This window comes from Actinoplanes sp. CA-142083, assembly GCF_050942195.1.
Lineage (GTDB): Bacteria > Actinomycetota > Actinomycetes > Mycobacteriales > Micromonosporaceae > Actinoplanes.
In genome coordinates, this window is sequence record NZ_CP192076.1 from 4,429,898 (window position 1) to 4,443,602 (window position 13,705).

At 71.9% G+C, this 13,705-nt stretch carries 9 protein-coding genes; 5 read left to right on the plus strand and 4 right to left on the minus strand.

Translation table 11 applies throughout. The features are described 5' to 3' along the window. Window positions 1-77 precede the first annotated feature (77 nt). Window positions 78-1,826: a dynamin family protein gene (locus ACQPZX_RS20305; RefSeq protein WP_433383051.1), complete on the plus strand. Its 1,749-nt coding sequence runs from the start codon at window positions 78-80 to the stop codon at window positions 1,824-1,826. Further along, window positions 1,823-3,241, plus strand: a complete 1,419-nt coding sequence (locus tag ACQPZX_RS20310; RefSeq protein ID WP_433383053.1) for a dynamin family protein — start codon at window positions 1,823-1,825, stop codon at window positions 3,239-3,241. Before ACQPZX_RS20305 ends, ACQPZX_RS20310 begins: the two co-directional genes overlap by 4 nt. On the opposite strand, the gene ACQPZX_RS20315 is transcribed toward ACQPZX_RS20310, so the two are convergent. From ACQPZX_RS20315 to ACQPZX_RS20325, 3 genes are read right to left on the minus strand one after another with little or no spacing between them, the layout of a single operon-like run. After that, complete coding sequence (locus ACQPZX_RS20315; protein WP_433383055.1) at window positions 3,223-6,012, minus strand: Hsp70 family protein; 2,790 nt, start codon at window positions 6,010-6,012, stop codon at window positions 3,223-3,225. The genes ACQPZX_RS20310 and ACQPZX_RS20315 overlap by 19 nt on opposite strands. A 10-nt stretch (window positions 6,013-6,022) precedes the next feature. Next, window positions 6,023-7,078, minus strand: coding sequence for a COG1470 family protein (locus tag ACQPZX_RS20320; RefSeq protein ID WP_433383056.1), 1,056 nt, complete (start codon window positions 7,076-7,078; stop codon window positions 6,023-6,025). A gap of 25 nt (window positions 7,079-7,103) precedes the next feature. After that, window positions 7,104-8,768: an NlpC/P60 family protein gene (locus ACQPZX_RS20325; protein WP_433383058.1), complete on the minus strand. Its 1,665-nt coding sequence runs from the start codon at window positions 8,766-8,768 to the stop codon at window positions 7,104-7,106. 203 nt (window positions 8,769-8,971) lie between these two features. Between ACQPZX_RS20325 and ACQPZX_RS20330 the strand changes: the two genes are divergently transcribed. From ACQPZX_RS20330 to ACQPZX_RS20340, 3 genes are read left to right on the plus strand one after another with little or no spacing between them, the layout of a single operon-like run. Continuing rightward, complete coding sequence (locus ACQPZX_RS20330) at window positions 8,972-9,592, plus strand: LuxR C-terminal-related transcriptional regulator (RefSeq protein ID WP_433383060.1); 621 nt, start codon at window positions 8,972-8,974, stop codon at window positions 9,590-9,592. Between the two features lie 4 nt (window positions 9,593-9,596). Then, the gene (locus tag ACQPZX_RS20335) at window positions 9,597-11,492 is read left to right on the plus strand and encodes an ATP-binding protein (protein ID WP_433383062.1); all 1,896 of its coding nucleotides are present in this window, start codon (window positions 9,597-9,599) and stop codon (window positions 11,490-11,492) included. 21 nt (window positions 11,493-11,513) lie between these two features. Next, window positions 11,514-12,083, plus strand: a complete 570-nt coding sequence (locus tag ACQPZX_RS20340) for a DUF4255 domain-containing protein (protein WP_433383064.1) — start codon at window positions 11,514-11,516, stop codon at window positions 12,081-12,083. A 55-nt stretch (window positions 12,084-12,138) separates the two neighbouring features. Here the strand turns inward: ACQPZX_RS20340 and ACQPZX_RS20345 are convergent, their stop codons facing one another. After that, window positions 12,139-13,659, minus strand: a complete 1,521-nt coding sequence (locus tag ACQPZX_RS20345) for a hypothetical protein (protein WP_433383066.1) — start codon at window positions 13,657-13,659, stop codon at window positions 12,139-12,141. Window positions 13,660-13,705: the final 46 nt, after the last annotated feature.

The following is a 13,705-nucleotide window of genomic DNA, read 5'->3' on the forward strand; positions in this document are numbered from 1 at the left end:
TGGAGAATGGCCGGGTAGCTCAAGCTCACGGCGGCGACGAAAGGGCGGGCGGGTTGGTTACCTCGGCGGCTTCGCGGGTGGGGCGGCCCGGGGGCGATGTGCTCGCCGGGCTGGGGGAGGCCCGTGCCCTCGCGGAGGCGTCGGGGCGGGGCGACCTGGTCGGCCGGCTCGATCTCGCGGCCGAGCGGCTGCGGTCCGAGGAGGCGACCGTCGCCGTCGTCGGCGAGTTCAAGCAGGGCAAGAGCACGCTGGTCAACGCGTTGCTGCGCACCGACATCTGCCCGGTGGACGCCGACATCGTGACCGCGGTCCCGACGATCCTGCGGTTCGGCCGGCCGCCCTCGGCGTACCTGCGCATCGACGGCGCGGAGGAGCCGGTGCCGATCGCCTTCGAAGAGCTGCGCCGGTACATAACCGAGGGAAGCGGCGATCCGGCTCCGCGGGGCGTAGAGGTAAGGCTCGACCGGCGGCTGCTGGGGGCGGGACTGTCGATCATCGACACTCCGGGAGTGGGCGGGCTCGACTCGGCCCAGGGCAACCTGACCCTGGCCGCGCTGTCGCTGGCCGGGGCTGCGCTGTTCGTGACCGACGCGGCCCAGGAGCTCACGGCGCCGGAAGTCGAGTTCCTGCGGCGGGCGCTGGAGCGGTGCCCGCGGGCCTTCTGCGTGATCACCAAGATCGACCTCTACGGCGAGTGGCGGCGGATCGTCGAGATCAACCAGGGCCACCTCGAGCGGGCCGGGCTGGACGTGCCGATCGTGGCGGTCTCCTCGTTCCTGCGGATGCGGGCCCAGGCCCGCGACTCCACCCAGCTCAACGAGGAGTCCGGCTTCCCGCGGCTGGTCGACCTGCTGCGGCGCGACGTGCTGGGCGCGGCGGCCGCCACCAAGGTCGCGGCGGCCCGCGCCGAGCTCTCCTTCGTGGTGTCCCAGCTGCGCGAGCGCGTCGACGCCGAGCAGGCCGTCGCGGCCGAGCCGGACAAGTCGCCCGAGGTGGTGCGGCGATACGCCGAGAAGACCAGGCGCAGCGCCTGGCTGGCCGGCGGGTCGTGGCAGACCGTGCTGGGCGACGGCATCCAGGACCTCAGCTCCGACGTCGAGCACGACCTGCGGGAGCGCCTGCGGCTGATGCTGCGCCGCGGCGAGGATCTGATCGACGAGTCCGACCCCAAGGAGACGTGGCGCGACTTCCAGGCCTGGGCGCAGCGCGAGGCCGCCTCGGCCGCGGTCGACAACCTGATGCTGCTGGTCACCCGCACCGAGCAGCTCGCGCACGACGTGGCCGAGCGGTTCGGCCTCGAGTACGACAGCCTCGACGTCGACCTCCCGGCGCCCGAGCTGGCCCTGCGCAAGGTCGACGAGCTCGACGTGAGCTTCCGCAAATCCGGCATGCAGCAGTTCCTCGGCGCTTTCACGGCGGCCCGGGTCACCTACGGCGGCATCTACATGATCGGCGCGGTCGGGGCGTTCTTCAGCCTCGCCCTCGCCCCGATCGGGCTGCTCGCCGGCATGACCCTGGGCCGCCGCATGATCAAGAGCGAGCGCGAGCGGCAGACCGAGCAGCGCCGGCTGCAGGCCAAGGCCGAGCTGCGACGGTACGTCGACGACGTCGGCTTCCACGTCGGCCGCGACTGCCGCGAGGCCGTCCGCCGCACCCAGCGTTTCCTGCGCGACGAGTTCGCCACCCGCGCCCAGGCCGTCGAGCGCTCGGCCGCCGCGACCGCCGCCGCGGTGCGCGAGATCGCCGAGCTGCCCCCCGAGGAACGCCGCCGGCGCGAGGGCCAGCTCGCCGACCAGCGCCGCCGCCTGGAAAGACTCGCCGCGTGAACCTTCTCGATCAGGTACGGGTGCTGCTCGACCGGGCCACCGCCGAGACCCGCGACCCCCGCCTCGCCCAGGCGCGGCGGCGCATCGACCAGCCGCTGCGCGTCGCCATCGCCGGCAAGGTGAAAGCCGGCAAGTCCACCTTGCTCAACGCCCTGGTCGGCGAGGAGCTGGCGGCCACCGACGCGGGGGAGTGCACCCGCATCGTCACCTGGTACGCCGACGGCCGCACCTACGAGGTGACCGCCTACCTCAACGACGGCAGCGCCGAGCCGCGCCCGTTCACCCGCCGCGACGGGGCCGTGCAGATCAACCTCGGGCGTCCCGCCGAGCAGGTCGACCACCTGGAAGTGCGGGTTCCCAGCAGCCGGCTGCGGCAGCACACGCTGATCGACACGCCGGGCATCGCCTCGCTCTCCACCGACGTCTCGCTGCGCACGATGGCCTTCCTGGAGGCCGAGGGCGAGCGGGCCGCGCAGACCGACGCGGTGATCTACCTGCTGCGGCACATGCACGGCGAGGACGTCCGCTTCCTCGAGTCGTTCCACGGCGACGGCCTGTCCAGCGGCACCCCGGTCAACGCGGTCGGGGTCCTCTCCCGCGCCGACGAGATCGGCGGGTGCCGGCTCGACGCCATGGCCTCGGCGGCGAAGGTGGCCGCCCGCTACGCCTCCGACGAGCGGCTGCGGCGGCTCTGCCCGGTCGTGGTGCCGGTGGCCGGGCTGCTCGGCGCGGCCGGCGCGACGCTGCGCGAGGAGGAGTTCCGGGTCCTCGCCGGGGTGGCGGCCGAGCCCATGGACGACGTGGTCGAGCTGCTGCTCACCGCCGACCGCTTCGCGGCGTCGGGCGAGCATCGGGCGCGGGTGCTGCAACGGCTGGGGCTTTTCGGCGTACGGCTGTCGGTGCGCCTCATCCGCGAGGGCGCCGTCGCCGACTCGAGCGGCCTGGCCCGCGAGCTCACCGAGCACAGCGGGGTCGAGCGTCTCCGCGAGGTGTTCGCCGCCCAGTTCGTGGGCCGTTCCGAGGTGCTCAAGGCGCGCTCGGCCCTCGCGGTGCTCGACGAGTGCATCCCGGTGGGCTCGCCGATGGCCGCCGAGGCCGAGCGGATCCGCGCCAGCGCCCACGAGTTCGTCGAGCTACGACTCCTGCACCAGGTGCGCTCCGGCCGGCTGCCCGGCACCGACGGTCAACTGGCCGAGATGGATCTTCTGCTCGGCGGGGCGGGCGCCGCCCCGTACGCGAGAATGGGTTTGCCGAAAGACGCCGCGCCGGGTCGGATCGCCGCCGCGGCGCGGGACGCCCTGACCAGATGGCAGGCGATCGCCGAGCACCCCTTCTCGCCGCGCGAGCTCAAGACGGCCGCCCGAGCCGTCGCGCGCAGCTGCGAGGCCATTCTCTTTCAGAACCAGCAGGGATGACCCTCGCGGTCGCCCGGGGCCGTGAGCACCTGCTCGCCGGTGCCGTCGATCCTCATGGCCACCACGGTCGGCTTGTCGTAGTCGCCGCGCACCATCGCGAACCACTGCCCGTCCGGTGACCAGGTCGGGTCCATCTCGCGCGCCGGGTTCGAGGTCACCTGGTGCGCCTTCTTCCCGTCGGTGTCGACCATCCAGATGTCGGAGGTCTTGCCGTTGTCGAGCTCCCGCGTGAAGAGCACATGCTTGCCGTCGGGCGAGTAGACCGGGTCGTTGGCCGGCCCCACCTCCGGCCCGGTGATCGGCCGTCCCGGCTCCTGCGGGTCGGCCACCTGGAGCTCGAAGATCTGCTTGATGTTGTCCTTGTTCAGCCAATACAGGATCGTTGTGCCGTCCGGCGACCACATCGCGTCGTCCTTGACGGTCGACGAGTGGGTGAGCTGCTTGATCTGGCGGGTCGCCAGGGTGAGCACGGCGATCTGGTTGACGCCGTTGAACTTCTTCATGAAGGCCATCTTGGAGTCGTCGGCGGACCACGCGACCCGCCCGCCCGCGTCGTCGGCGACCTTGCGCCGCTCGCTGCCGTCGGCGTTCATCACGTAGATCGCGCTCTCCTTGCCGTCGGCCGACGTGTGCGTGATCGCGATCTGCTTCCGGTCGTGCGACCACTTCGGCAGCACGTCCCCGTTCTGCGTGTCCGGCAGCAGCGTCCGCTCCTCGCTGCCCGGCGTGAAGTAGTAGATCTTCGACTTCCGCCCCGGCGGCAGCCCCGGCCCGGTGTCCACCCGCACCAGCATCTTGTCGGTCGGCAGCGCCCCCGCCTGCTCCTGGGCCGCGGCCGAGACCGGCGGCGTGGTGGGCTGCGTGGTGGGCGTCGCCCCGCCGGTGGTGTCGTCCTTCTTGTTGAGCAGGACCAGCGCGGCCGTCGTGCCGCCGGCCAGCAGGGCGACGGCAAGCGCGGCGACCATGACGATCCGCGCGACGTTGCGCTTCTCCCCGCCCGGCGGCGCCGGCAGCGGTGGCGGCGGCCAGGGGATATTGGTTCCGCCCTGCCCGGGTACGCCTTGAGCACCGTTCCCGGGCGCACCCAGCGGCCCGCCCCTGGGCGCACCGTACTGGCCGCCCCCGGCTCCACCGAGCTGGCCGCCCCCGGGTGGCGGGTTCGTCCCGGGGATGGCGGCCGAACCGGACGCGTAGGAGACCGGTCCGCCACTCGACGGCCCGCCCGCCTGGCCGTAGGCGGGTGCTCCGCCGCTGGCCGGTGCGTTCCCGCTGTAGGGCGGCGCGCCACCGCTCGCCGGAGCGTTTCCGTAGGTCGGCGTTGTCCCCGCGTAGTTCGTCGGTCCGCCACTGACCGGGTTGTTGCCGTCGTATCCCGGCGCGACCGGCGCCGGCCCGTTGCCGCCCGATGGCCCGCTTCCGCCCGATGGCCCGCTCCCGCCCGATGGCCCGCTCCCGCCCGGCCCAGGCCGGTTGGCGGCCTGCCCGGGCGTCGAAAGCCCCGCCGCGCCTGCCCCTGCCGGACCCGCCGCGGCGCCCGCAGCCGCGCCCATTCCCGCCGCGCCTGCAGCCGCTGCCCCACCCCTCTGCGGGGACGAAACCGGCGAATACCCGCCGGCCGGCATATCCACCAATGTGGCGTTACCGGCGCGCTCGCCCGAGGGCCGGGGTGGCGGCACCGCTCCCGAGAACGGCGACCCCCCACCCAGCACCGAAGCCGTGGCGACCGCCGCGCCCATCGCGATGCTGTGCTCCGGGTGCGGGTCGGCCACCACCTGCCGCTGGAACTCGGTCGACAACAGCTGCGACACCAGCGGGATCCGCGACGATCCGCCGGCCAGCAGGATCGCGCTCAGCTGGGCCGGCTCGACCCCCGCCCCGCGCAGCGCCCGCGCCGTCGCCGCCACCGTGTCGGCCAGCGACGGCTGGATCATCGCCTCGAGCTCGGACCTGTTCAGCCGTACGCGGGTGTGCAGCCCGGGCAGCGCCACCGGGATCATCGTCTCGGTGTCGAAGGACAGCGCCTCCTTGGCCTCCACACAGTCCCGCCGCAGCCGCGACAGCGCGGCCACCGCCTCCGGATCGGCCGGGTCCATCCCCTCGGCCTTGCTGCCGAGGACGCCCAGCACGTACCCGAAGACGGCCTCGTCGAAGTCGATCCCGCCCAGTTGCTCGATGCCCTCGGGCTCCCCGAGCACCACGAACCCGTCCCCGTCGCGGCGCAGCACCGCGACGTCGAACGTCCCGCCGCCCAGGTCGTACACCGCAACGGTCTCGCCGCTCGCGATCCGCCGGGCCGTCGCGTGCTGCAGGGCCGCCGCTTCCGGCTCGCTGCGCATCCGCACGGTCCCGGCGTCCGCGAGGCGCACCGCCTGGTCGAGCTGCTCCCTCTTGTACGGCCCCCAGTTGGCCGGATGGGTGATCGTGATCGCCGCCGGCGGTCCTTCCTGCAGCTGCGTCACCGTGTCGAGCACGTGCCGCAGCAGCTTGGCCGTGAGCGCGTGCGCCGAGAACGGCGACCCGCCCACCAGGATCGGCACCGGGTCGCCCATGCGGCGCTTGAACTCCCGCGCCAGGCGGGCCGGCTCGGACTGCCCGCGCCGCTCGGCCGCCTCGCCGATCAGCAGGCCGCCGTCGGGCTTCACGAAGACCAGCGACGGGATCTCGGCGCGCCGCCCACCCAGGCGCGCGACCTCGACCCGGCCCTCCGCCCAGACCGCCGCCGCGGTGTGGGTGGTGCCGAGGTCGATCCCCAACCCGTACTGCATCCTCATGCTCCCGACCCTATGACGTGACCTGGCACTTCGGAGCTACCGCGCGCCACTGCGCGCAATAGGCCTCCGCCTGCGCCGTTCCCTGGAAACCGTCCTGCAAGAGCACGTAGAAGCCGCCCTCCTCGTCGGACAGCACATCCGACGCGAGGCTGTCGACCAGGCGCACCGGCATGCCCTGCGCCGCCAGCTTCTGTTGTTCGGCCTGCGCGGCCGCCTTGCCGCCGTCGGCGCCCTTGTGCGGAAAGACTTCGATCAACGCGTACGGCCGGTTGACGGTCGCCGGGGCGACGGTCGCCGGCTGGGTCGTCGCCGCGTTCTTGCCGCGGAACGAGAACAGGCCCCTGCCGCCGCCGTTGAGCGCGATCGCCGCGGCCGCCGCCACGCAGATCAGCGCCGCCACGCCGGCCAGCACGAAGGCGCGTACGAGAGGCTTGCTCCGCCCGGTCGCGACCTGCGTCAGGTAGGGCTCGCGCTCGGCGTCGTACACGTCGGAGACCTTGACCACCAGCGCCCAGGACCGTGGCTGCCCGGTGATCGGCCGCCCGGGCTTGGCCCGCACCGTCACCTGGGCCCGCATCCCCGGCTCGAGCAGCACCGCGTCCGGTTCCACCCGCACCGAGCCGGCCGGCGGGTCGAGCTGCCCGGTGATCCGCAGGGGGGCGGCCCGCTGCGTGTCGTTGGCGAGCCACAGGTCGTACGTGTTCTTCTCGCGCCGGGCCGCGAGTGACCCGGTGACCGGGACCGGCAGCGCGACCTTGAGCAGCGCCGTCGCGAAACCGGCCGGCTCGCCGGTCGACGCCTCCTCGGCGTGCACGGTGAAGGGCACCAGCGAGGAGCTCGGCGGCTGTTCTGGCGGCGTCTGCAGGACTACCCCGACCTCGGCCGTCTCGCCGGGCGCGAGGCTGAGCGACGGCGGGTCCACGGTGGCCCACCCGGCCGCGCGCCCGCGGGCCAGGAAGATCCGCAGTTCGAGCGGCTGAGCGTACGGATTGCGCAGCTGGACGGGCACGCGCGTGGGCACGCCGGGCGCCAGGGCCACCAGCTCGTCGGGCAGGGTCAGCTCCACGTCCACGATGGTCGCATCAACCCGCTCACTGAAGATCGGTGACGTCGGTTAGCTGACCGCCTGGTATCTGATCGAGACCCGGCGACACTCCCGGCTGCTGCCCGAACGCGTTGACCTGCTGGCCCAGCGAGTTGACCGGCTGGCCCAGGGGATTGGCCTGCTGACCCAGCGGGTTCTGCTGCTGGCCGAGCGCGCCCGGCTGGTGCAGCAGCGGGTTGTCGTTGGGGTCGAGGGCGCCGGAGCCGGAGTGGTACTCGAGGGCGTCGCTGAAACCGTCGGAGTCGGAGTCGGCCACCTGCGCGTTGAAGCCGAGCACGCGCTCGAGGTTGTCGTCGAGGCCGTCGGCGTCGGTGTCGGTCCGGGCGATCGGGGTGAGCGAGCCGTCCATGTGGCCGTCGTTGTCGGAGTCGGGCGAGCGCGGGTCGAGGCCCTGGGCCAGCTCGAACGCGTCGTTGAGGCTGTCGCCGTCGCTGTCCGCCTTGCGCGCGTCGGTCCCGTACGTGATCAGCTCTTGCGCGTCGGTCAGGTTGTCGCCGTCGGTGTCGGCACGCAGCGGATCCATCCCGTAGCGGCGCTCGAGCGCGTCGCTGAGCCCGTCGCGGTCGGTGTCGGGGCCGCCCAGCTGCGGCGGGGGAGGCGCGGGCGCGAGCGGCGCAGGCAGGGTCGCGGGCAGCGCCTGCGGCACCAGCGAGGACAGCGGCTGCATCACCGGGTTGGCGATCGGGGTGGCGCTGCCGTCGGAGATGCCCGGGATGATCGCCGCGAACTCGAACCGGTTGCCGGCGTTGGACTCGCGCACGCCGACGCGCGGGTTGGCCGCCTCGACGACCTTGCCGTTGCCGAGGCTGATCGCGACGTGCGCGCCCGGGGTGCGGCCGTCGCCGGGGCGCGGCTCACGGTCGAAGGAGAACAGCAGGGCGCCGGGCGTGTTCTTTGCCTGCGCCGGATCAATCAGCAGACCTTTTTCTTTGAAGTGCAGATATTGCGCGGTGGCGCCATCCGGGATTTTCGCCCCGGCCTGGAAAGCGGCCCACTGGGTGAATTCCGAGCAGTCGAAAACGCTGGGATTGGGGTCGCTCAGCTTGACCTCGGCGCCGAACACATAACGATCACCGATTTGCGCCTTGGCGACATTGAGGAAAGTGTCGAGTGAGGCGTTGCCGCCGGCCGGCGCGGCGACCGGGGACGCGAACGCGGCCAGCGTCGAGGACCCGGACGACGAGGACGGCGAGCCCGCCACGTCGTGCAGCGCCACGCCGGCCGGGTCGTTGCCGTCGTGGGCCGGCTTGTGGTCGCCGTAGCCGCGGGTGCCGGTGAACACGCCGCGCCCGGGCCCGTCGCCGTACGCGATCGCGGCGGCCTGAGCGTCCTCTTTGAACCGGACGTATGGCGAGCTGAGGCCGCCGTGAGTCGTCGTCCACGGTGAGATGTCCTCGCCGCGGTGGGAGATCTCGAAGGCCGCCTTGGCGTTGTCGATCGGATCGAAGAGGTTGTACTTGCTCAGGAAATCCGGGTGGGCCTTGCCGTTGATCTGCCAGAGCCCCCGGGAGTCCTCCCCGACGGCGTTGTGCGCCTTGGAGTTGCCGTTGGACTCGGCCAGCGCGATCGCGGTCATGGTGGCCGACTCGTCCGGCGTGAAGCCGGCGCGGCGGGCGAAACCGTAGATCTGTTCGGCGGAGTACCTCGGCATGTCCCGAGAGTAGACACCGCCGTCCAGCTTGTATATGTGGGCCACTCTGTATACGTGCCGGGGGTGTTGCACGAAAGGGCAGCGAAAGGGGCAACAGAGTTGGATCAACGACAGAGCCGATCGAGCTATTGTATTGATCGACTTTTCCGGGCCATCATGTCTGGGCAGTCGCCCGCACATCGGGCGCTGACCAGGGGGAACGCATGATCTCATCACGGCCGCCTACCGTCTGGATCGATGACAGCCATGCCATCGTCCGGCGCGGCATGGCGGCCTGCCTGCAACAGGCCGACTTCGTCGTGCGCGGCGAGAGCGCGGCGCTGTCCCCCGAACCGGCCATCAACGACCTCGACGTGCTCGTCTTCGAGTACGCGGGACCGACCCTGCGCCGGGCCGTGCGCCTGGTCGACACCCGCGGCACACGGCTGGTCGCCACCGTCCGCGACGTCACCGAGCAAGCCGTCCGCGAGATGGTCGACGCCGGCGTCAGCGCGATCCTGCCGCACCGCTCGCTCACCGCCGACACCCTGGTGACCAGCCTGCGCTCGGTCGTGGCCGGTAACGTCGCGCTCCCCGCCGACATGCTGGCGCGGCTGCTGCTGCACGTCACCCAGACCTCCCACCTGGGCCCGGCCGGGCTCAATACCCGGGAGCGCTCGGTGCTGCGCCTGCTCGCCGACGGCATGGACACCCGCGGCATCGCCGAAGACCTGTGCTTCTCGGAGCGCACGGTGAAAAACGTGGTGCACGACGTCCTGACCAAACTGAACTGCCGCACCCGCGCCCAGGCCGTGGCGGTCGCCACCCGCGAGGGCGTGATCTGACCCGGTGGTCGAGCCCTGGACCGTCCTGGCCGACGCGCTCCTGCAGCGCGAGGCCCTGATCTGCCGCCTGGCCGAGGGCCGGCCTCCGCGCGACTTCGCGGGCCTGTACGTCGCCGACGAGGAGGTCGAGCGGCTGCTGGGCACGCTGCCCGGCCTCGACGGCCCCGGTCCCGAGCGGGTGGCCGCCGTCCGCGCCGGCGCCGCCGCCCCGGTCCTGAAGGCGCGGGCCGCCTTCGAGTCGGCCGACGCCTTCGCCGGCGTGACCCGCAGCGCGGGCCTGAGCCAGGGCGAGGCGGAGGTGCTCGCCCTGCTGGTCGCCGTCGAGATGTCCCCGGCACGGCAGCGCCTCGTCGCCTACATCCAGGACTCGGTGCAGCTCCCGCGGCTGACCCTGGCCACCCTCAACCGCATCTTCTTCGAGGACGACCACATCGGCTCGCGGGCCCTCGCGCCCGGCGGCGGCCTGATCCGCGCGGCCCTGGCCAAGCTCTCCGGCGACGGCCCCTGGGCCACCCAGACGGCAGAGCCCGCCACCCGCCTCGTCTGGCACCTCCAGGGCGACGACTCACCCGACCCCGCCCTGCCGCCGGGCACGTCCCGCCGTTCGGGCGATATTTCGAACAAGCCGGAATTGCTGCTCGTGCACGGCGGTGACCGTGAGTCCCGCCTCCATGCCCTCGGCGAGCGCGGCCTCCTGATCGTTCCGCCACCCGAAACCGACGCGGCCTGGCAGGCGGTCGTGCGGGAAGCGACGATCACCCGGTCCACGGTGGTCCTCGATCTGGCGGGCCCGATCACGCCCGCCGGCAGCGACGTGGTCCTGCGGGCGACCCACCTCGGCTGGGTCCTCTCCTCCCAGGGCGAGCAACCCCTCGAGTCCGTCCCCGATCGCCCCTGGCGCGAGATCACCGTCCACGACGGCGCGGCCGGCATCGACGACTGGCAGAAGGCGATGGGACGCGACCCCGACCCCGCGTACCGCCTGAGCCGCGAGCAACTGCGGCTCGTCACCGCCGCGGCCGGCGCCGACGGCGGCGTGGTCGCCCCGGCCGTCCGCCGCCTGGCCGGCGGCCACCTCGACGGCGTGGCCGTCCGCATCCGCCCCCGCCGGGCCTGGGACGACCTGATCCTCCCGCCCGAGGAGGCCACCCAGCTGCGCGAGCTCGCCTCCCGCCACCGCGAGCGCGACACCGTCTACGGCCGATGGCAGTTCCGCGCCACCGCCAGCACCGGCGTCGTCGCTCTCTTCGCCGGCCCCTCCGGCACCGGCAAGACCCTGGCCGCCGAGGTCGTCGCCGGCGAGCTCGGCCTCGATCTGTACAAGGTCGACCTCTCCGCCGTCGTCAGCAAATACATCGGCGAGACCGAGAAGAACCTCGAGCGCATCTTCGGCGCCGCGGCCGCCGGCGACCTGGTCCTGTTCTTCGACGAGGCCGACGCCCTGTTCGGCAAGCGCTCCGAGGTCAGCGACGCCCACGACCGGTACGCGAACATCGAGGTCGCCTATCTTCTGCAGCGCCTCGAGACGTACGACGGCCTGGTCGTGCTCGCCACCAACCTGCAGCGCAACATCGACCCCGCCTTCCTGCGCCGCATCTCGGTGGCGATCGACTTCGTGCCGCCCGAGGAGCCCGAGCGCCGCCAGATCTGGTCGCGCACGTTCCCGCCGACCGCCCCGCTCGCCGGCGATCTCGATGTCGAGTTCCTCGCCCGCCAGTTCAAGATCACCGGTGGCGTGATCAGCAACGCCGCGCTGGGCGCCGCGTTCCTGGCCGCCGCCGAGGACAGCCCGATCACCATGCGCCACGCGGTCCTGTCGGTGAAGCGCGAGTTTCAGAAGCTCGGCCGCTTGCGCACCGAGAAGGAGTTCGACCGCTACTTCGATCTTGTCAAAGAATGAAGCTGGTCAAGGAGTAGGCCGATGCTGCACCTGCTGGATGAGACGCTCGAGGCCTTCCTCCGCGAGGTCGTGCCCCTGCCGGCCCGCGACGTCGACATCGCCTTCGAGGCGCCCGACGGCGAGTGGTCGGCCGCCCTGTCCACCAAGCCCACCGTGGACCTCTACCTGTGGGACATCCGCCCCAACCTGGCCGAGCGCGACTACGGCGAGGTGATCATCGAGGAGGAGGACGGCCGCCGGTACCGGCGCGACCCGCTTCCCCGCGTCGATTGCCGTTACCTCGTGACCGCCTGGACCAGCGAGGTCCGCGACGAGCATTCCCTGCTGGGCGACGTGCTCAACGCGCTGCTGCTGCACCCGACGATCAGCAAGGAACATCTGAAGGGCGCCTTCGCCGACGTGCGCCCGATGCCGACCCTGCGCCTGCGCAGCGGCGACGGCTCGGAGAACTCGGATTTCTGGTCGGCCCTGGGCGGCCAGCTCAAACCGGGCCTCGACCTGGTCGTCACGGTCACCGTCGACGCGGCCCTGCGGGCGACGGCCGGCCCGCCGACTCAGCAGATCACCGTCCGCGCGGCCAAGCGGGACTGACCACGAGGCGGCGCCGGGCCCGCCAGAGCCCGGCGCCGCCTCCCCCCGAGGTTGGTCAGGCGCCTGGGCTGGTGCCGGCCATCATGCCGTAGCGGGTGTCCACGGCCATGGCGTTGCCGTCGCGGTAGTAAAGGAAGCCGGTATTGGCTTGGAAGGCGATCCGGTTGCCGCGGCTGGACGGGCTGGTGTGGGCCATCATGCCCCAGCCGGTGTCGGCCGTGGCGCCGGCGCTGTTGCGGGTGAACAGGGATCCGGTGTTCGCCTGGAACGCGATCGTCCACGCCGTTCCGGAGGAGGCGATCGACGGGCTGGTGTCGGTCATCAGGCCCAGCCGCAGGTCGGTCGCGGTGCCGTTGATGTAGGAGTAGAGCAGGCTGTTGTTGGCCTGGAACGCGGTCACGTAGGTGCCGTTGGAGAGCTTGGTGATGGCCGGGCTGGTGCCGCGCATCATGCCGTAACCGGTGTTGACGGTGGCGCCGCCGGAGTCGCGGTAGTAGAGGAAGCCGTCGTTGGCCTGGAACGCGATCCGCCAGCTGCTGGTGTTACCGGCGATCGACGGGCTGCTGCCGGCCATCATGCCCAGACGCAGGTCGGTGGTCTGGCCGGTGTTCATGTTGCGGGTGTGCAGCAGCGTGTTGTTCGCCTGGAACGCGATCTGCCCGCCCGAGATCGCGGGGCTGGTGCCGGCCATCATCCCGTACCCCGTGTCGTGGACGCCGCCGCCGACCGACCGGGTGAAGAGGTTCGAGGTGTTGGCCTGGAACGCGATCTGCCCGTCCGAGGTCGCCGGGCTCGTGCCGCGCATCATCCCGAGCTGCAGGTTGTGCATCGACCCTCCGCTGTCCCGGGTGAAGAGGTCGCCGGTGTTGGCCTGCATGACGAGGAGGTTGGGCGACTGGCTTCCCCCGCCACTGGGAGGCGTCGGCTCGTCCGGTCCGGTTGTGTCGGGAATGGGATAGCTGTCGAACCAGGTGTTCTCGTCGTTGTTGTCGACGTACCAGCCGGCGCTGCCGTTGTCGCCGACACAGCGGGCCTTGTCGCTGACGCTGGGCCGGGTGATGCACAGCCGCACGCCCATGTGGGCGCCGATCACTTGCCTCGTCTCGTAATAGCCGTCGGACGGCGCCCGGTCCAGCCAGGTGTTGGTCCGGTCGTCAAGGTGCTTGATCTTCTCGCAGTAGTGCCAGGTGAAGTCGTTGCCCAGCTTGCCCGCCAGCTGGCCGGTCGTGAACTGCTGGAAGTGACCGCTGGCCGGGACCGTCTGGTTGGTGTGATCGATGCTGAAGTAGTCGCCGGCCTTCAGATAGGCCCGGCCCTTGGCGACGGCGTTGAAGCTGCCGGACAGGAGCATCAGCCCGGTGCCGTAGAAGGAGTCGATCCCGGAAGCGCCGGTGCCGTTGTCGTAGGGCGCGCCGATCGGATCGGAGAGGAAGACGTCGCCCTGGACGTCGCACGACTTGGCGTCGGCATGTGGTTCAGCCAGTGCCGGCGACGCGATGCCGACCGCGGCGATCGTGGCGCCGAGAAGCGCGGCCGCCGCGGTGCTCGTCCAGCGGCGTAACTGCGTACTGATCAATGGAATCCCCCCGTGTGAAGGCTTGTGCGGCGGAGCTTTGCACGAG